The 18,996-nt window shown below is 73.6% G+C and carries 14 protein-coding genes and 1 pseudogene; 4 read left to right on the forward strand and 11 right to left on the reverse strand.

All coding sequences use genetic code 11. The features are described from left to right. Positions 1-23 precede the first annotated feature (23 nt). Positions 24-584: a DUF488 domain-containing protein gene (locus tag H505_RS0127735; protein ID WP_026404590.1), complete on the forward strand. Its 561-nt coding sequence runs from the start codon at positions 24-26 to the stop codon at positions 582-584. On the opposite strand, the gene H505_RS0127740 is transcribed toward H505_RS0127735, so the two are convergent. After that, complete coding sequence (locus H505_RS0127740) at positions 560-1,165, reverse strand: GNAT family N-acetyltransferase (RefSeq protein WP_026404591.1); 606 nt, start codon at positions 1,163-1,165, stop codon at positions 560-562. The two genes, H505_RS0127735 and H505_RS0127740, sit on opposite strands and share 25 nt — an antisense overlap. Before the next feature lie 7 nt (positions 1,166-1,172). Continuing rightward, entirely contained in the window at positions 1,173-2,834 is a 1,662-nt protein-coding gene (locus tag H505_RS0127745; RefSeq protein WP_026404592.1) for an NsdA family TPR-like regulatory protein, read from the reverse strand. Positions 2,835-3,244: 410 nt separating this feature from the next. On the opposite strand from H505_RS0127745, the gene H505_RS52015 reads away from it, so the two are divergent. The 3 genes and pseudogenes from H505_RS52015 to H505_RS0127760 all read left to right on the forward strand — a co-directional run. Further along, a complete protein-coding gene (locus H505_RS52015) occupies positions 3,245-3,691 on the forward strand; it encodes a hypothetical protein (RefSeq protein WP_245592643.1) in 447 nt (148 codons plus the stop codon). A 228-nt stretch (positions 3,692-3,919) separates the two neighbouring features. Next, the gene (locus H505_RS0127755) at positions 3,920-4,924 is read left to right on the forward strand and encodes a mechanosensitive ion channel family protein (RefSeq protein ID WP_026404593.1); all 1,005 of its coding nucleotides are present in this window, start codon (positions 3,920-3,922) and stop codon (positions 4,922-4,924) included. A 69-nt stretch (positions 4,925-4,993) separates the two neighbouring features. After that, a pseudogene (locus H505_RS0127760) lies at positions 4,994-5,359 on the forward strand (globin); the annotation flags it as partial. A gap of 90 nt (positions 5,360-5,449) precedes the next feature. Here the strand turns inward: H505_RS0127760 and H505_RS0127765 are convergent. The 9 genes from H505_RS0127765 to cobT form a co-directional block, all read right to left on the reverse strand. Beyond that, the gene (locus tag H505_RS0127765) at positions 5,450-6,838 is read right to left on the reverse strand and encodes a S28 family serine protease (RefSeq protein WP_245592644.1); all 1,389 of its coding nucleotides are present in this window, start codon (positions 6,836-6,838) and stop codon (positions 5,450-5,452) included. Positions 6,839-7,144: 306 nt separating this feature from the next. Further along, the gene (locus H505_RS0127770; RefSeq protein WP_026404596.1) at positions 7,145-7,576 is read right to left on the reverse strand and encodes an acyl-CoA thioesterase; all 432 of its coding nucleotides are present in this window, start codon (positions 7,574-7,576) and stop codon (positions 7,145-7,147) included. A 139-nt stretch (positions 7,577-7,715) separates the two neighbouring features. Next, the gene (gene ettA, locus H505_RS0127775) at positions 7,716-9,380 is read right to left on the reverse strand and encodes an energy-dependent translational throttle protein EttA (protein WP_026404597.1); all 1,665 of its coding nucleotides are present in this window, start codon (positions 9,378-9,380) and stop codon (positions 7,716-7,718) included. 156 nt (positions 9,381-9,536) lie between these two features. Beyond that, positions 9,537-10,823, reverse strand: coding sequence for a GGDEF domain-containing protein (locus H505_RS0127780; RefSeq protein WP_026404598.1), 1,287 nt, complete (start codon positions 10,821-10,823; stop codon positions 9,537-9,539). Positions 10,824-11,386: 563 nt separating this feature from the next. Next, positions 11,387-11,785, reverse strand: a complete 399-nt coding sequence (locus H505_RS44705) for a single-stranded DNA-binding protein (protein ID WP_051301239.1) — start codon at positions 11,783-11,785, stop codon at positions 11,387-11,389. Positions 11,786-11,884: 99 nt separating this feature from the next. Next, a complete protein-coding gene (locus H505_RS44710; protein WP_245592645.1) occupies positions 11,885-13,657 on the reverse strand; it encodes a P-loop NTPase family protein in 1,773 nt (590 codons plus the stop codon). Further along, the gene (locus H505_RS44715) at positions 13,654-15,816 is read right to left on the reverse strand and encodes an AAA family ATPase (protein WP_245592646.1); all 2,163 of its coding nucleotides are present in this window, start codon (positions 15,814-15,816) and stop codon (positions 13,654-13,656) included. The genes H505_RS44710 and H505_RS44715 overlap by 4 nt, the downstream gene beginning before the upstream one ends. After that, entirely contained in the window at positions 15,813-17,075 is a 1,263-nt protein-coding gene (gene cobA, locus H505_RS0127800) for a uroporphyrinogen-III C-methyltransferase (protein ID WP_026404599.1), read from the reverse strand. Before cobA ends, H505_RS44715 begins: the two co-directional genes overlap by 4 nt. A 150-nt stretch (positions 17,076-17,225) precedes the next feature. After that, on the reverse strand, positions 17,226-18,959 hold the full coding sequence (gene cobT, locus H505_RS44725) for a nicotinate-nucleotide--dimethylbenzimidazole phosphoribosyltransferase (RefSeq protein ID WP_034520127.1): 1,734 nt from the start codon (positions 18,957-18,959) through the stop codon (positions 17,226-17,228). Positions 18,960-18,996: the final 37 nt, after the last annotated feature.

An 18,996-nucleotide genomic window follows, 5' to 3' on the forward strand; every position in this document is an offset into this window, starting at 1 on the left:
CCTCACCGGGTAAACGGCCGGTGATGGCGGCACCACCCCTCCTGACGTTCGGGCACGGGACGGCCGGGCGCGACGAGCTGGCCCGGCTCCTGGACGGCGCGGGCGTGCGCGCCGTCGTGGACGTGCGGACGGCGCCGGGCAGCCGCCGCAACCCGGACGTGCGGCGCGACGCGCTGTCCGCGTGGCTCCCGGACGCGGGCGTCCGGTACCGCTGGGAGAAGCGGCTCGGCGGCTTCCGCCGGGCCGCGCCCGACTCCCCCGACACGTTCTGGCGCAACGCCTCCTTCCGCGGCTACGCCGGGCACACCCGCGACCCGGACTTCCTCGCCGCCATGGACGGCCTGCTGCGCGAGGCGGAGCGGGACCGGACGGCCGTCATGTGCGGCGAGTCGGTGTGGTGGCGGTGCCACCGGCGCCTCATCGCCGACTTCGCGGTCCTGGCGCGCGGCCGTCCCGTCCTGCATCTCGCGCACGACGGGCGCCTCACCGAGCATCCGCCCACGCCGGGCGCGCGGCTGCGCGGCGACGGCCTGCTCGTCTACGACGGCGACCCGTCCGCTCAGCGCAGCGGTTTCTCGATGTAGATGTTGACGATGCCGCCGATCATCTCGCGGCGCTTCTCCGTCCAGCCGAAGCGGCGGTAGAGGGCGAGCGCGGGTTCCTGGAGTTCGGTCGTGTCGGCGCGCAGGACCCGGTAGCCGAGTTCGGCGGCGCGCTGCTCGAGGGCGGTGACGACGGCGGCGCCGTAGCCGCGGCGCTGCACCGCGGGCAGCACCCGCAGCCGCACCATCTCCACGGCGTCGAGGCCGGCGCCGCCGAGCGAGAAGCCGCCGAAGGCACGCGCGTGCCCGCCGGGGACGAGGTCGGCGCGGCGCAGGCCGCCCATGGCGACGATGCCGCCGCCGGCCTCGCCGACGAGGAACTCGCCGTCGTTGCGGAGGTAGATGTCCTCCATCCGGAAGAAGTCGTGGTCGTAGTACACGCCGTCGCCGGGGCGCAGCCCGACCTGGGCGAGCCCTTCGCGGTGCAGCGCGAGGACGACGCCGTGGTCGGCGGCGCGGTAGCGGCGCAGGCGCAGTTCGCCGAACCGCCATTCGGGGGGCTCGTCCGCGAGGCGGACGAGGGTGCGGGCGCCCTGCCAGGGGGCGTCTTCCGAGGTCGTCATGCCGGCGTCAGACCTGTTCGGCCGGCGGGACGGACGGGGTCTCCTGCGCGGGGCTCGTCACCCACGGGCCGGACAGCGCCTCGTAGAAGTCCTGCAGCCCGGGGGCGTCGGAGCCGTGCTTGGCGGCGACGGCCGCGCCGATCTGCCGCGCGCGGTGCACGAGGATGTCGGACCGGTGGTCGGCGGGCAGGTCGAGGATGGCTTCCTGCCCGGCGGCGAGGGCCGCCTCCGGCTCGCCCGCGTGCAGCCTGCAGGTGGCGCGGTCGAGGCGGACGAGCGTCCGGTCGACGCGGTCGGTGGGCTCGTACAGGGTGAGGGCGTGGCTGAGCACCTCGTCGCCGCTCTTGTGGTCGCCGAGGCTGGTGAAGGTGTCGCCCTCGTAGAACGCCATCTGCCGGTCGGTGAAGCCGAACACCAGGTCGCCGGTGTCGGACTTGGACAGCTGGTCGAACACCGAGCGTCCGCGCACCAGGGCGCGGCGGGCGCTCGGCGCGGCGTCGCCCCGGCCGCGCATCGCCAGCATGCCCAGCGCGCGGGCCTCCACGGCGGGCGCCATCGCGGCGGCCACCCCCGGGGTGCGGCCGGCGAGGTCCTGCGCCTTGCGCGCGAGGTGCAGGGCCTCGCGGGGGTCGCCGTAGTACATCGGGACGAGCGACTCCCGGACCGTCACCCAGGCGCGGAGCTGCCGGTCGCCGGTCTCGTCGGCGGCGGTCCGCGCCGTCCGGAAGAACGAGCGGGCCAGCCGGTGGTCGCCCAGGTTGATCATGATCAGCCCGGACAGCCCGGACAGCTGCGCCGCGATCCGGCACAGCCGTTCCTGGAGCTCCACGGGCTGCCGCTGGTCGCACATGCGCCGCACCTCGCTGAAGTCCAGCAGCACGTCGCACAGCATCCGCAGGGACGGCGTCGCCTGGTACTGGCGGCCGTAGCCGTAGGTGGTCTCCTCCCACTGGTCGAGCATGGTCGGCGAAACGGTCGCGCCGACGAGGGTGTCGTCCATCTTGCGTCGCAGGCTGTCGACCGTCCCGAGGATCTGGCCGTCGAGCGTGACGCCCGCTCCGGCCAGCAACTGCAGAAGGGTTCTGCGGAGCACGATGTCCTCCTCTCCCACATCAATGGTCAGGGGGCCGTCGGCGCGGTCGGGGCCCCGGAGGTCGTTGGCGGCGGGCCGGGGACCGTCCCCGGCCCGGGGCACGATCGCCCCGACGAGCGGACGTCCGTCGGGTTCCCGGACCGCCGCGGGCCGCTCGGGCGCGCGCGGCGGGGGCGCCGCGGCGGCGGCGCCGGCACGGGCCGCGTGGCCGCGGCCGCAGATGCAGGGACCCTGGTAGTCCAGCTCGTGGGGCTCCACCCGGTAGACGGCGCAGAGGTAGTGGAGGTACTCGGGGCCGGGTCGTTTGTAGCCGCTCTCGTAGGCCGACAGCAGCGTCTCCCCCAGCCGGGGCAGCGGCTTGCCGTCGATCTCGTACAGCGCTTTGACCTGGGCGACGATGTCGGAGAGCGCGACGCCGTGGGAGAGCCGGTGCGACTTGATCCGGCTCGTGCCGAACAGCGGGGCGCACTGTTCGTGGATCTCGCGTGCGATCTGCGCGGGGCCGCGCCCGCGGGCGAGCCCGTGCGCGCGGATCCGGCGCGCGACGTCCGTCTCTTTCCGGGGGGGTTCCGACATCGCCTCCGGCCTCCTCACCGTCCTGCCGACACGTTCGTCGTCACCCCGGGGAGAGGTGATCGTCCCTGCCACAGCGACCGGTTACCAATTGGCCACGAGAGATAATCTCTCGCGCACGCAGCGTAACCCCGGGGGCAAGGCCGGCCAAGCTTTTCCCGTCGAGAGGAAGGGCTTCGGGGTGATCCTCGCCACCCAGGGTAGAGATTCTTCCTCCGAGGGAGGGGAAGCTTCTCCCACCGGGTGAAACCTCTGTACTTCGGCGTGCGCGCGGGCCCTTGACCCGGCAGTGTGAGAATTGCAATTCTCGCCGGGAGTAACGGACCGGATCCGCTGAGTCGATCATCGACGGGCGCGGCCGGGGCGCGGCGCGGGAACCCCCGCGGCGCCGCGATGGAGGAAGGGGTGCGAAGGTGGGCAGCGACGAACGCGTCGGCTACCTGCAGGAGCTGGAGCGCGAGCTCGGCACGCGCGGACTCGTCGCGCGCGTGGTCCGGACCCGCTCCGGGCCGGCGTTCCTGCGGGTGGTGAACCCGGCGGCCGCGAGCCTCGCCGAGGACGTCACCTGCGCGCCGGTCCCCGACGGCCGCGACCACTACTACTGGTGGTCGTGGGGCGAGCGGATGGTCCGCGTGGGCGACCCGGACGCCGCCGCGCGCAAACTCGCGCACGTCCTGCAGCCGCTGGCCCCCGCCTGCGACCTCCCCGTCGACACCTCCCTCGACCGCGCACTCGACGCCCGCGGGCCCGGCCGGGAGCCGGTCCGCGAGCACCCCGACGTCCGCGAGCACCGGGAGCCGGCGGCGTGCGAGCGCCGCGCGCCGGTGCCCGCGGGAGAGCGGCCGCCGAGCCGCTGCTGAGACCGGGCGCGCCCCGCGGGCCGCGGCCGGAACGGCGCGGTGGCCGCGGAACGCGGGGCGCGTTCGCCGAGCCGGCCCTCCCCGGCCAGGACGTGATGCTTCCCCTGCCGTGACACTTCGGGCGCGGCGCGCGATCCGATCGTGACCGTCCCCTACGATCAAGATCGAGCCCGCCGCGCGTCCACGGCGAGGTGTCACGACACCCACACTGGCCGGGGAGGGTTCGTCATGCCGCTCGCCTCGATCGCGTCCGCCGCGCCTCCCTGGGCGCAGGCCGGGTCCCCCGAGACGGCGTGCGGCGACCGGTCGCCGTCCGCCGCGTGCCGGATCGTCTGGAACGTCTCCCACAACCCCGACTTCACCCGCTTCTACGCGACCTGGCTCGACGGCCCGCTCACCACCCTGTTCTGGGTCGTCGTGACGTTCGCCGCCGCGCTCGTCCTGCGGAACCTCGCCCACCGGGCGATCACCCGGGTGACCCTCCGGATGGCGGAGGGCACGATGACGGAGCGCGCCCGGGAGCGGTCGCGGTCCGCGTTCGCCGGCAGCCCGGTCCTGCTCAACCGGCGCCGCTCCCAGCGCGCGCAGACGCTCGGGTCGGTGCTGCGCTCCATCGCGTCCGTCGTCATCATCGGGACGGCCGCGTTCAGCATCCTCGGCTCGCTCGGGCTCGACCTGACGCCCGTGCTGGCGAGCGCGAGCGTCATCGGCGTCGCCGTCGGGTTCGGCGCGCAGAACATCGTCAAGGACCTCCTCGCCGGGCTGTTCATGCTGCTCGAGGACCAGTACGGCGTCGGCGACGTCATCGACGTCGGCACCGCCAAGGGGACGGTCGAGGCGGTCACGCTGCGGGTCACCCGGATGCGCGACGTCAACGGCGTCGTCTGGTACGTCCCGAACGGCGAGATCAAGAAGGTCGGCAACGAGTCGCAGAACTGGGGCCGCGCCGTCCTGGACGTCCCGGTCGACGTCCACGAGGACACCGACAAGGTGAAGGCGCTGCTGAAGGGCGCCGCGGACGAGCTGGCGGCGGACGCGTCGTGGTGCGACCTCGTCCTGGAGGAGCCGTCGGTCTGGGGCGTGCAGGCCCTCGCCGGGGACGCCGTCGTCATCCGCGTCGTCCTCAAGACCGCCCCCGGACGGCAGGGCGACGTCGCCCGCGAGCTGCGGGAACGCGTCAAGCGCTCGTTCGACGAGGCGGGCGTCGCCGTCGCGACCCCCGCCTCCCCGTGACCGCGGTGCCGGACCGGCGCCGGGAAAGGCGATCTCTCGCATAGGGTGGGACGCGCTATGACGGAAAAGGTGACCTTCTACGAGGCGGTCGGCGGCGAGGAGACCTTCCGCCGGCTGGTCCGCCGCTTCTACGAGGGCGTGGCCGAGGACCCGGACCTGCGCGCCCTCTACCCCGAGGAGGATCTCGGCCCCGCGGAGGAGCGGCTGCGGCTGTTCCTGATCCAGTACTGGGGCGGCCCGAACACCTACAGCGAGCGGCGCGGGCACCCGCGGCTGCGGATGCGGCACGTCCCGTTCGTCATCGGGCAGGCGGAGCGCGACGCCTGGCTGCGGCACATGCGCGACGCCGTGGACGAGCTGGAGCTGCCCCCCGAGCTGGAGCAGATGCTCTGGAACTACTTCACGATGGCCGCCAACTCCCTGGTGAACGCACCCACGTGACGGCGTAGGCCGCACCTTGCGGCGGGCGGCTGCCCGGCCGGCCCCGCGGCGGGACGCCGGAGCGCCCCGCCGCGGGACGGACGGCTACAGCCGCGGCCGCTGCGTCTGCAGCGGGTCGTCGGCCGCAGGGCCGGTCCGCAGCGTGCGCGGCTCGTCCTGGACGCCCGCCCAGCGCCGCACGTCCGACTCGGCGTCCGCGCGCTGCTCCGCGGGCAGCCGGGCGATCAGCCGCGCGCTGTGGTTCTGCCCGGGCGCCACGTACACGTCGGAGTCACGCGCGCCCTTGCCCAGCCGGAACGGCTCGGCGCCCCACGGGTCGTTCTCGCCGTACACGAACAGCATGTGCTCGGCGTTGCCCCGCACCCACCGGTCGATGTCCCGCATCGCGCGGCCGTGGTCGAACCGCATCGGGATGTCGCGCGGCACGTACGTCCGCGGCTGGTAGCTCGACTCGTGCCGCAGCAGCGGCCGCAGGTTCCGGAACTCCGGCTTCGGCCACCCCAGCTGCGTGCCCGCCTGGTAGTAGTACGGGACGTACGGCTCGAGCCCCTGGTCGGTGTAGAACGACAGGCCCGACACGGCGTCGAGCGCCGCGTAGATCTCGTCGTCCGACGCGGTCGCCGCGGGCAGGTCCGCGCAGTCGGACTCGAGGCTGTACTGCCAGAACGCCCACTCGAAGTCCATCACCGAGTTCTCGAACGCCCGGTCGGGCGTCCGCAGGATCTCGAACGTCCAGCCGTTCTCCTTCGCGGCCGCCGCGAACCGCTCGAGCATCGCCGGCCGCCGCTTGAGGAACTCCCGGGCGAGCGCCTTCACGTGCGCGTTGCACTCCGGGCTCCCGACCGTCTCGAAGAACGCGTCGTAGGCCCGGTCGTCCTGGTTCCGCACGTCGTTCGGCGCCACGTACACGACGCTGCCGTCCACGTCGTCCGGGTAGAAGCGCTTGTGGTAGACGGCCGTCATGCCGCCCTTGCTGGCGCCCGTCGTGATCCACTTGCCGGTGTAGATCCGGTCGAGGGCCTCGATGATGCGGTGCTGGTCGGTCGCGGCCTGCCAGATCGTGTCCTTGCGCCAGTCCGCCGGCTCGGGCCGCGACGGGCTGAAGTACCGGTACTCCATCGAGACCTGGTTGCCGTTCACCAGCGCGGTGGGCTCGGCCGTGAACATGGTCTCGGGCGTGTGGTAGCCGCTGGTGTAGAAGACCGTCGGCCGGTCGGTCGAGACGTGCTGGAGCATGATCCGCTGCTCGAACCACCGCCCCGACGGCTTGCGGTGGTCGACGGGCTGCCGGTAGGTGAGCCAGAACCACCGCTGCCCGGGGATCGTCGACGGCTTCTCCGTCACCTCCATGCCCGGGACGGCGTCGAGCCGGGCGGCGATGTCGCCCGCCTGCGCCGTGGCCTGCGTCGTGGTCGCCGCCTGCGCGGAGGTGAGGCCGGTTCCGGCCAGCCCCGCCGCCAGCAGCAGCGCCACCGCCCCTTGTGAGACGCGCCGCATTGTGTCCCTTTCCACGTGGGTTCGCCACATTTGCGTCGCGACACTAGAGCGAAAACCCGGGCAAAAACGGATTCCTGCGCCGCTCGTTACTTATCCGTGATCACCCAGTGTCATGCGGACGGCGATCGAACTTTCCCTAGGAAGGGCGGAAAGAAGACACCCGTGACACCGCCGCGCCCTGGAACGACCGGACGCCGACGCCCACGCGCCCCACGCCGCACCGGAGATCAACGGGAGCGGCACACGCCAGGCAGGCGGTCCGCGGACCGGCCGGGTCGTCGGTCAGGCGTCGGGGGCGAGGTAGCGGCCGATGAACTCGCGCTCGTGGGGGGTGAACCGGCGCAGGCGGTTGGCTTCGACGTCGAACGCGACGAGGGTCGACGTGGCCGCGGCGTAGACGCTGTCGTCGTCGCGGACCTCGTAGGCGAGCTTGAACGACGCCGCGCGGGCCTCGGTCACCCACGTCTCGACCCGGATCGGGTAGACGGTCGGCAGCAGCGGGAGCCGGTAGTCGATCTCGTGCCGGGAGATCACCATGCCGCGGACGGGCTCCTCCCCCTTGCGCACCGGGTCGCCGTGGAACATCTCCAGGCGGGCGTCTTCCAGGTACCCGAGGAACTTGACGTTGTTCACGTGCCCCTGGGAGTCGATGTCCCCGAAGCGGATGTAGAACTCGTAGACGTGCCGGTACTCGGCCGCGGGCTTGTCCGTCATGTCCTCGCCTGGGGTCATTGGGGGAATTGATGTGATCGGCCCGATGCTACCGGCGGCCGGGTGCGCCTCCGTACTGCGGGACGTGACAAAAAACGGTCGCCGCCGCGCGCACGCGCGGCGGCGACCGTTCGGGGATCCGCTAGTCGCGCGTCAGCTTGCGGTGCGTGACGCGGTGCGGCCGCGCGGCGTCGGCGCCGAGCCGCTCGATCTTGTTCTTCTCGTAGTCGGCGAAGTTGCCCTCGAACCAGAACCAGCTCGAACCGCCCTCCCACGCCAGGATGTGCGTGGCGATGCGGTCCAGGAACCACCGGTCGTGCGAGGTGATCACGGCGCAGCCGGGGAACTCCAGCAGCGCGTTCTCCAGGCTCGACAGGGTCTCGGTGTCGAGGTCGTTGGTCGGCTCGTCCAGCAGCAGGACGTTGCCGCCCTGCTTCAGCGTCAGCGCCAGGTTCAGCCGGTTGCGCTCGCCGCCCGACAGGACGCCCGACGGCTTCTGCTGGTCGGGGCCCTTGAAGCCGAACGCCGCGACGTACGCGCGGGACGGCATCTCGACCTGGCCGACGTTGATGTGGTCGAGCCCGTCGGACACGACCTCCCACACGGTCTTCTTCGGGTCGATGCCGCCGCGCCCCTGGTCGACGTAGGAGACCTGGACGGTCTCGCCGAGCCGCAGGTCGCCGCCGTCCGGCTTCTCCTCACCGACGATCATCCGGAACAGCGTGGTCTTGCCGACGCCGTTCGGACCGATGACGCCGACGATGCCGTTCGGCGGGAGGTTGAACGACAGCTCGTCCATGAGGATCCGGTCGCCGAAGCCCTTGGTCAGCTTGTCGGCCACGATCACCGTGTTGCCCAGCCGCGGACCCGGCGGGATCTGGATCTCCTCGAAGTCCAGCTTGCGGGTCTTGGCGGCCTCCGCGGCCATCTCCTCGTACCGCTCCAGACGCGCCTTGCTCTTCGTCTGCCGCGCCTTCGGGTTCGAGCGGACCCACTCCAGCTCCTCCTGGAGCCGCTTCTTGCGCTTGGCGTCCTTGTTGCCCTCGACCTTGAGCCGCTCCTGCTTCTTCTCCAGGTAGACGGAGTAGTTGCCCTCGTACGGGTAGCAGCGGCCCCGGTCGAGCTCCAGGATCCAGGTCGCGACGTTGTCCAGGAAGTACCGGTCGTGGGTGACGGCGAGGACGGTGCCCTCGTACTTCGCGAGGAACTGCTCGAGCCACTGCACGCTCTCGGCGTCCAGGTGGTTGGTGGGCTCGTCCAGCAGCAGCAGGTCGGGGGCCTCCAGCAGGAGCTTGCACAGCGCGACCCGGCGACGCTCACCGCCCGACAGCGTCGTCACGTCGGCGTCCGGCGGCGGGCAGCGCAACGCGTCCATCGCCTGCTCGAGCTGGCTGTCGAGGTCCCAGGCGTTGCGGTGGTCGAGCTGCTCCTGCAGCTTGCCCATCTCCGTCATGAGCTCGTCGGAGTAGTCCGTCGCCATCTCCTCGGCGATCTGGTTGAACCGGTCGAGCATCGCCTTCGTCTCGGCGACGCCCTCCTGGACGTTCTCCAGAACGGTCTTCTCCTCGTTGAGCGGCGGCTCCTGCTGCAGCATCCCGACCGTGAAGCCCGGCATGAGGCGCGCGTCGCCGTTCGACGGCTGTTCCAGACCGGCCATCATCCGCAGCAGGGTCGACTTACCGGTGCCGTTCGGCCCCAAGACGCCGATCTTGGCGCCGGGAAGGAAATGCAGGGTGACGTCGTCCAGGACGACCTTGTCGCCATGTGCCTTGCGCACACGCTGCATCGTGTAGATGTACTCGGCCATATATTCAAGCCTAGAGGGTCCGCGGCACCGCTTGGTCTCACTCGCCGGACATCTCCACCACACCGTCTCCGCGGGCACGGGGGCGTGCGCGAGCCCGCCCCACCGGCCGCAGCCCGCGGAGTCGGCGGGGCGGAAGCGGGAGACCGGTGGGGCGGGTCAGGTCTCGGGGGTCCGGGGGCCGTCGAGGGCGGGGAGGCAGACGCGGTCGCGGCCGGACGACTTGGCGCGGTAGAGCGCGAGGTCCGCCGTCGCGAGCAGCTCGATCAGATCGTCCCCGTGGGTGTCGAAGAGCGCGACGCCGATCGACACGGTGACCGTCACCGTGCCGTCCTCCGCGGGCACCGCGAGCCGCTTGATGCGGCCCCGCAGCCGTTCGGCCACGCGGCACGCCTCGACCGTGTCGGCGCCGGGCAGCAGGACCACGAACTCCTCGCCGCCGAACCGGCCCACGACGTCGTAGTCGCGGAGCTGGTGGCACAGCGTGCTCGCGACGCCCACCAGGACCTGGTCGCCGACCAGGTGGCCGTGGGTGTCGTTGACCCGTTTGAAATGGTCGATGTCGATCAGGAGCAGGGCCAGCCCCGAGTGCGTCCGCTGGGCGCGGGACAGTTCGGTGTCGGCTTCCCGCTGCCAGGCCGCGGCGTTCAGCAGGCCGGTCTTGGCGTCGGTCCGGGCGGCGGCCTGCAACTGCTGGTGCATCAGGCTGCGCTGCAGCAGCATCACCGGGGGCAGCGCCAGCAGCAGCATCCACGGCGTCAGCGCCGAGGTCACCGCCACCAGCATGCCGACGCACAGCTCCACCACGTCCAGCAGGAGGCTTTCGCGCGTCCAGAGGACGTCGCGCCAGCGCCCCTGCGGGTTGGCCGCGTGCGCCGCGATCCCGACCAGGGCCGCGTTCACCACGGTGAACAGCGCCGCGCAGCCGACCGCCGCCGCCACCTTCGGGCACGCCTCCACCACCCACTCCGCGCCCGCGAGCGGATGCGGCACCACCTGGTGGAAGACGACCGACGCGCAGGCCCCCGCCAGGCCGTGCGCCGACGCCACCAGCACCCGCCGGTACACGAGCGTCCGCCGCACCCGGAACTGCAGCAGTGCCTGCAGCGGGACGGGCATCAGCAGCGCGTACACCGGCGGCAGGAGCAGCGCCACCGGCAGCCACCAGGCGGACAGCAGGTCCCGCGCGACCCCGGCCGGGATCCCGAGCCGGCGCGTCGCCTCGATGCACACCGCCCCGCAGGCCACCAGCGCCCCGAACGTCACCAGGTCGTCGGCGCGCCAGGAGGCGGTGACCAGCCCCATCGCGAGGAGCGCCACATGGATGCCGACGACCGCGGGCACGTACACCACGAGCAGGGACGGACGTCCCGTGATCGCCCGGCGCCGGGGCCTGCGGGCCAGTTCCCCACCGCGGTCCTCGGCTGACGACTGCACTGCCGTCATCCTTCCCCCTTACACGCATCACGTTGTGTAACACGATAGTTGCAAGGTGTGCGGAACGGGCGTGAAACAGGTACCTTCGGTAGGGCACATGCGGCTGACCTTCGCGGGCACCCGCCGGCGGTCCCCGCGGAACGCGCGGCCCACATCCACCCGAAGGGGAAGGATCATGCGCGGCGTCTCCTGGATCTGACATCTCGCGCTCACCGAGTCGCCCACGGCCGTCGGACGCCCCGACGGACGCCGGCCCCGTACGGACCGCGACCGCCCCGGCCACTCCGCGGCACCCCCTCCCGTATGCCTCCCCTCTATGCCTCACCTCCATGACGCGCCTCTGTGGGACGCGCTCCCATGGGTGCGCCCCCATTGACGCGCCTTCACAGGACGCGCCTTCACAGGACGCGCCTTCACGGGACGCGCCTCTACGGGACGCACCCCCTTGGCACGCGCCCCCAGGGCACGCACCCTCCAAGGGACGCACCCCCAGGGCACCCACCCCCAAGACACGCACCCCAAGGGCACGCACCCCCGAGGCGGGCTCGGCGGCTGGGGCGGGTAGGCCGTGGTCAGGCGGCTCTGGGCTCCCGGTCCGTGAGGGTCGCTCTTCGCATGGGGGTGAACTCGGCGGTGCCCCGGGAGAGGTCGTGCCCCAGGGTGGCCGCTTCGATGTCGACGGTGGTGCGCCACTGGCCGTCCCGTTCGTACTGGCGGACGCGCAGGCGGCCGGTGACGACCACGGGCGTGCCGCGGCCGATCTCCGACGCCTGGACGTTGTCGGCGAGGGCGCGGCGGCAGATCGCGGTCATGAACTGGGTCTCCTGATCGACCCACGCGCCGGTCTCCCGGTCGTAGCGGCGGGGCGTGCAGCCGATCCGCAGTGACAGGAAGGGGACGCCGCCCGCCGTGGTCGCGTACGCGGGGTCGGCGACGGCCCAGCCGATGACGGTGACGTGCGCTTCGTTCATGGTGCCCTCCGGGGTTCGCGTCGTGATCCCACGATGACGCGGCGGAGGGACGCCTTGAAGAAAAAAGCCGGCCTGTGGATAACCGGGCGCGGCGACCCCTTACTCGGCGCGCGGCCCGGCCGGGCCCGCCCCCTCGGGCGCCCCTTCGGGCGCCCGCCCGGGCTCCTTGCCGAGGGCGACGTCCACGTCGCGGCGGAAGTCGGCGTAGGCGCGCAGGTCGGCCTCGACGGGCTCGATGACCTTCTCCCGGGCGACCCGCTCGATGCCCTCGCGCATGTGCTCCTCCATCTTGTCGCCGTGCTTGGCGGACGAGAGGGCCACCAGGTTGCGGCAGGCCGAGGTGGTGAGGCGGCCCATGCCGAGGGTGCACAGGGCCAGGACGGCGACGTAGGGGATCAGGCCCGCGTCGCCGAGGGGGCCGGGGGCGTCGGCGTCCATGGCGCCGTAGCCGACGAGGACGGCGATCCACACGGCGCTGAGGGCCGCGACGAGCGCGAGGAAGTACTGCCAGGTCTTGACCAGCCACCACCAGCGCGGCACCTGGTTGAAGCTCGGCAGGGCGGCGCGGAGGGATTCGCCGAGGGCTTCGGGGATCTCGGCGGCGCGGGAGCGGGCCGCCATCCGGACGGACCGGGCCCAGTGCACGGGCAGTTCGGGGGCGACGCCCTCGGCGACGCCGTGCAGCGCGACGTCCACGTCGCCCTGCTGGGCGCCGACGGGGCCGGTGAAGGCGCCGCGCAGCTCCTCGCGGAGCTCGGTGAGGCGCATCCGGCGGAGCGGGTCGGAGCGCAGGCGGGTGACCAGGGTCGTGACGGGCCAGTCGATGAAGTCGGCGGCGCGCAGCTCGTAGGCGCTCTCCATGGCCTCGGCGACGGCGGGGGCGCCCGCGGCGTCGCCGAACGCCTGGACGAGCTCGGCGCGGCGGCCGTCGTCGATCGTGGTCGGCGGTTCGGCGTCGAGGCGGTGCTCGGCGAAGCGCTCGGCGATCCGGTCGATGTCGGTGGCGAGCCGCTCGGTGCGGGCGCGGCGGGCGGCGACGGTGTCGACGAGGACCTCGCGGAAGCCCGTCACGCCGCCCTCGGCGACGGCGGACGACGTCACGATGCGGGGGTCGGCGAGCCCTTCGGCCTCGAGGAGGCGGCGCAGGTCGGCGACGCAGTCGTCGATCTCGGCGGGGCCGAGCCGGTCGACCTGGTTGAGGACGATGAGGGTGACGCCGGTGTGCCGGGCGAACGGGACGATGTAGTTGCGGTGCAGGGACGCGTCGGCGTACTTCTGCGGGTCGACCACCCAGACGAGCAGGTCGGCGACGGTGACGAACCGGTCGACCTCGGCGCGGTGCATCGCCTGGATCGAGTCGTGGTCGGGCAGGTCGAGCAGGACGAGCCCCTGGAGGGAGCCGTCGGCGCGGTCGGCGGCGCCGGCGCGGGCGAAGCGGTGCTTCTTGTCGACGTCGAGCCAGTCGAGGAGCGGGCCGGCGCCGTCGAGGCCCCAGACGCAGGCGTGCGCCTTGGACGTCATCGGGCGGCGCATGCCGGGGGGCGACAGTTCGAGGCCGCAGATGGCGTTGAACAGGGACGACTTGCCGCTGCCGGTGCCGCCGGCGAGGGTCACGACGGTGTGCTCCCCGGACAGCTTGAGCCGCTGCCCGGCGCGGTCGAGGAGGGCCCCCGCCTCGTCGAGGAGGGGCCGGTCGAGCCGTCCGGTGCCCGCCTGGACGAGCCGGTCGAGGCCGTCGAGGCGGTCGGTGAGGGCGGGCGCGGCGGCGGACCCGGCGGCCCCGGCGGCCTCGGCGTCGGGCGAAACGGGGATCGGGCCGGTGCCGGCCGGGGAGCCCGCCGGCGGGTTCGCGGGGACGGCCGATGTCGTCATCGGGCAACCTCGAGGTTGTAGGTGGCCTGGTACAGCTGGACGGGGACGGTCTCGTCGGGGATGCCGACGGTGTCGAGGACCTGCCCGAACCGGATCGCCTCCTCGTCGAACAGCATCCCGATGCGGCTGCGCAGGTCGGCGCGGGCCTTGGCGCCCATCCCGCGGAGGGACTCGGCGCCGAACAGGGCCTTGAGCAGGCGCTGCGGGACGGCGCCGCCCTCGTCGTCTCCGGCGCCGTGGCCGAGCAGCCCGACGGTCAGGACGAGCGAGACCGCCTCGGTGTCGAACGAGACCAGCTTCGCGACCGAGCGCTTGGTGACGCCTTCGGTGCGGATGAGTTCCTGGACGTGGTCCTGCCAGGCACTGACGGCCCGGGTGACGCGGCGGGCGAGTTCCGGGGAGACGGTGCCGATCTCGGCGGCGGGGCCGGACACGACGGGGCCGCCCTCCGGATGCTCGCGCCACAGCGCCAGGACGTGCTCGGCGCCGCGTTCGGCGGACGCGAGGATCGTCGATTCGAGGCTGCTGCGCAGGGCGGCCTTGAGCGCGCGCACACGGGTGGGGCTGCGGCGCCGCCGGTTGGAGCCGCGCCCCTTGCGCGCGCGCTGGACGTGCAGGGAGCGCAGCAGGTCGCCCGTCCCTGCGAAGTCCTGCCAGCGGGCGAGCGCCTCGCCGCGCAGGAGGGAGCCGTCGCGGGTGGCCTCGTCGAGTTCGGCGAGGGCGGTGCCGTAGCCGGTCTCGACGGCGCGGGCCAGTTCGGCGCGCTGCCCGGCCTGCGCCTCGACGTGCTCGCCGATCTCGGAGACGCGGTCGCGGATGCTGTCCAGGACGGCGGCGAGGGTGTCGCCGACGACGATCTCGCGGCCGGAGGTGTCGGCGGCGACGCCGGTGAGCCAGGCGCGGACGTCGGCGACGGCCTCCTCCGGCAGGCGGCTCTCCTCGATGCGGGTCTCGGGGACGGTGAACCTCCGCGCGTCGCCGAGGCCGTGCTCGTCCAGCATCTCGCCGAAGTGCTCCACGACCTCGGCGGCGCCCGCGCCCGCGGCGCCCTGCGGGACGCGCGACAGGACGACGCCGACCGTGGCGCCGTTCTCCTTCGCGCGCTCGATCATCTGCCACACCATCGCGTCGGCGTACCGGGCGGCGGTGGTGACGCACAGCCACAGGTCGGCGGCCGCCATCAGCTTCGTGGCGAACTCGTAGTGGTCCTCGAAGACGGAGTCGAAGTCGGGGCTGTCGAGGAGGGCGAGGCCGGGCGGCAGCGCGTCGCTGGCGATGACGACGAGCTGGTCGCCGGCGATGGCGTCCGGCGCGGGGCCGCGGACGCGTCCCATGCCGGGCAGCAGCGGCCCCTCCAGGAACCAGTCGGCGTGGTCGGGGTGGCAGACCAGGATCGGGCTGCTGGTGGTGGGGCGCAGCACGCCGGTGGCGCTGACGCGGGACCCGACGAGCGTGTTGACCAGCGTCGACTTGCCCGCGCCGGTCGATCCGCCGAGGACCACCAGCAGCGGGGTGCCGGCCGCCTGGATGCGCGGGAGGACGTAGTCCTCGATCTGGGCGCGCAGCTCGTCGCGGAGTTCCTTGGCGTCGGCGGCGCCGGGCAGGTCGAGGACGAACTCGAACGCGCCGAGCCGCTCGCGGAGCGCGGTCAGCGCCTGGATCAGCTCGCCCTGCCGGACGGTCCCGGCGCCGTCGCGCGGGTCGCGCCGCGCGGCCCGCTCACCGGCCTCGGGCGCGGTGGCGGCCTCGGGCCCGACACCGGCCTCGGGCACGGTGGCGGCCTCGGGCACGGCCTGCTCGCCGTCGCCGCCGTCCCCGCCGTTTCCGCGCAGTTCGTCCTTACCCGGGTCGTCCTCGCGCGGGTCGTCCTTGCGCAGGTCGTCCTTGCGCAGGTCGTCCTTGCGCAGGTCGTCCTTACCCGAGTCGTCCTTACCCAGGTCGTCCTTGCGCGCGTGCCTTCCCCTGGCCTTCTCCTTCTTGCTCGCGTCGTGCTCGGGGGCGGCGCCGGACGCGGCGTCCGGCTCGTCCCGGGCGGCGGGCACGGCGCGTCCCTCGGACGCCGCCCGCGGCTCGGGCGCCGCGGGGTCCCGTTCGCCGGTGCCCGGGCCGGTGCCCGCCTCCTCGTCGTGAACCGCGCTCTGCTCTGCGGGGGGTGTCACGGATCCCGTCCCATGTCGGCTGGAATGTCGGCTCGTTCGTCGGCTCGGATCATGTCGATCTCGCGTCCCACGGCCACCACGTCGCCCACCACGACGATCGCCGGGGGCCGGACGCCGGCGGCCGCCATCGCGTCCGCGACCGTGGCGAGGGTGGCCGTGACGGTCCGCTGGGCGGGCCGGGTGCCGTCCTGGATCACGGCGACCGGCGTGTCGGACGCTCGACCATAGCGCACGAGGGTCTCGGCGATGAGGGGCATCCGCTCGACCGCCATGAGCAGGACGAGCGTGCCGTGGGCGCGGCCGAGCGCCGCCCAGTCGACCGTGGAGTCGGGGTGGTCCGGCGGGACGTGCGCGGAGACCACGTGGAACTCCTGCGCGACGCCCCGGTGGGTGACCGGGATGCCCGCGGCCGACGGCACGGCGACGGCGCTGGTGATCCCGGGGACGACCGTCACCGGGACGCCGTGGCGGGCGCAGTGCAGCGCCTCCTCGCCGCCGCGGCCGAACACGAACGGGTCGCCGCCCTTGAGCCGGACGACGAACTTCCCGCGCTTGGCCTGCTCGACGAGGTGGTCGTTGATGCGCTCCTGGGTGACGGTGCGCCCGTAGGGGATCTTCGCGGCGTCGATGACCTCGACGTCGTCGGGCAGTTCGTCGAGCAGCTCGGCGGGGGCGAGCCGGTCGGTGACGACGACGTCGGCCATCGCGAGCAGCCGCCGCCCGCGGACGGTGATCAGCCCGGGGTCGCCGGGGCCGCCGCCGACGAGCGCCACGCCCGCCGGCTTGGTGCGGGACTCCCGCGCTTCGAGGGCGCCGTCGCGCAGGCCGTCCACGACGGCGTCGCGGATGCCGGCGGCGCGGCGCGGGTCGCCGCCCAGCAGCACCCCGACCGTCGCGTCGCCGGCGCGGCCGCTCGCGGGCGTCCAGGCGGGGGACGACTCGGCGTCGTCGGCGCGCACGGACCAGATCCGGGCGGCCTCGGCCTCGGCGACGACCGCGCCGTTGACCTCGGCGTCGTCGGTGACGGCCTGGACGAGCCAGGCGTCCGCGCAGTCGCCGGGGGCGTAGCGGCGGCGGTGCCAGACGACCCGGCCGTCGTCGATCAGCGCCTCCAGGGACGCGGTCACCTCGGGCGACACCAGCACGACCTCGGCGCCGGCCGCCAGCAGCGCCGGGACGCGGCGCTGGGCGACCCGTCCGCCGCCGACGACGACGACGCGTCGCCCGGCGAGTCGCAGACCTAGCAGGTACGGGGGCACGTCGGGGAATCTCTCGCTCGTACGGTTGACTTGCGGGCGCCGGTGACCGACAAGTTTCTTCGTTCAACAACGTTACTCGGCTTGGGGAGTCCATGGAGAGGGGCTCCGGTGAGTCGATAGCCGAGCGTGACTCAGTCCGTGATCATGTCGTTACGGCGCCGCGTCCTTCCCGCTGACGCCCGCCGAATCGAACGTGGCGACCTCGTGCAGCACCCGAACGGCGCCCTGGACCAGCGGGAGCGCGAGCAGAGCGCCGGTCCCCTCGCCGAGCCGCAGTTCCAGGTCGACCAGCGGGCGCAGCCCCAGCCGGTCGATGGCGGCGGCGTGCCCGGGCTCGGCGGAGCGGTGCCCGGCGACGCAGGCGTGCAGGGCGTCCGGGCACAGCGCGGCCGCGGCGAGCGCGGCGGCCCCGGCGATCACGCCGTCCAGGACGACCGGGACGCGCAGGGCGGCGCCGCCGAGGACGAACCCGGCGAGCGCGGCGTGCTCGAGGCCGCCGACCGCGGCCAGGACGTCCAGGGGGTCCCGGTCGCCCGCGCCGTCCAGGAGGCCGTGCCGGGCGAGCGCCGCGCGGACGATCTCGACCTTGCGGGCGTGCGTGGCGTCGTCCACGCCCGTCCCCCGGCCGGTGACGCGCTCGGGCGGCAGGCCGGTGAACGCGGCGATCAGCGCGGCGGACGCGGTGGTGTTCGCGATCCCCATGTCGCCGGTGACCAGGCAGCGGGCGCCCGCCGAGACCAGTTCGCGGGCCACCTCGATGCCGGTCTCGACGGCGCGGCGCACCTGCTCGCCGGTCATCGCGGGGCCGCGCGTCATGTCGGCGGTGCCGTGCGCGATCTTGCGGCGGAGCAGGCCGGGGGCGGCGTCCAGGTCGGCGGCGACGCCGACGTCCACGACGCTGACCTCGGCGCCGACCTGCCCGGCGAACGCGTTGACGACCGCGCCGCCCGCGAGGAAGTTCGCCACCATCTGGGCGGTGACCTCCTGCGGCCAGGGCGTGACGCCCTGCGCGTGGACGCCGTGGTCGGCGGCGAACACCGCGACGGCGGCCGGTTCGGGCAGCGGCGGCGGGCAGTGCCCGGCGAGCCCGGCGAGCCGGACCGACACCTCCTCCAGCACGCCGAGGGCCCCCGGCGGCTTGGTGAGGCGGGCCTGGTGCTCGCGGGCGTCGCGGATCGCGGCCTCGTCCGGCGGCGCGATCGCGGCGACCGTCTGCTCGATCATGTGCACGGCTTCCTTCCCGGGCAGCGCGCGCCGCCCGTACTCCTCGTCGTGGACGGCCCAGGCGAGGGGCCTGCGGCGCGCCCAGCCGGTCAGGTCGAGGACGGGCGCGGGCGGGAACCCGGTCACGTGCCCGACGCACAGGTAGGCGACGACCTCGACGTCGGCGGGCAGGCCGAGCTCGGCGGCCAGCTCGCGCTCGTCGAAGAAGCTGACCCAGCCGGCGGCGAGCCCTTCGGCGCGGGCGGCCAGCCACAGGTTCTGGACGGCGCAGGCCACCGAGTACTGGGCGGTGCTCGGCTGGGCGTGGCGGCCGAGCGGGTTGCGTCCGCCGCGGGTGGGGTCGCAGGTGACGGCGATGTTCACCGGGGCCTCGCGGATGGCCTCGATCTTGAGCCCGTCGAAGCGGGCGGCGCGCGCGGGCGGCAGCGTGGCGGCGTAGCCGTCGCGTTGGCGTTCCGCCAGGGCGCGGATGCGTTCGCGCTTGGCGGCGTCCCGGACGATGAGGAAGTCCCAGGGCTGGGTCAGCCCGACGGACGGTGCCCGGTGCGCGGCCTCGAGGATCCGGGTGAGGACGCCGTCGTCGACGGGGTCGGGCAGGAAGCCGTCCCGGACGTCGCGCCGTTCGGCGATGGCGCGGTGGACGGCTCGGCGTTCGTCCACCGGGAAAGCGTGCGCGAAGTCACCCGGTCCGGAGCCG

The sequence above is a fragment of the Actinomadura rifamycini DSM 43936 genome, from assembly GCF_000425065.1.
In the GTDB taxonomy this organism is placed as follows: domain Bacteria; phylum Actinomycetota; class Actinomycetes; order Streptosporangiales; family Streptosporangiaceae; genus Spirillospora; species Spirillospora rifamycini.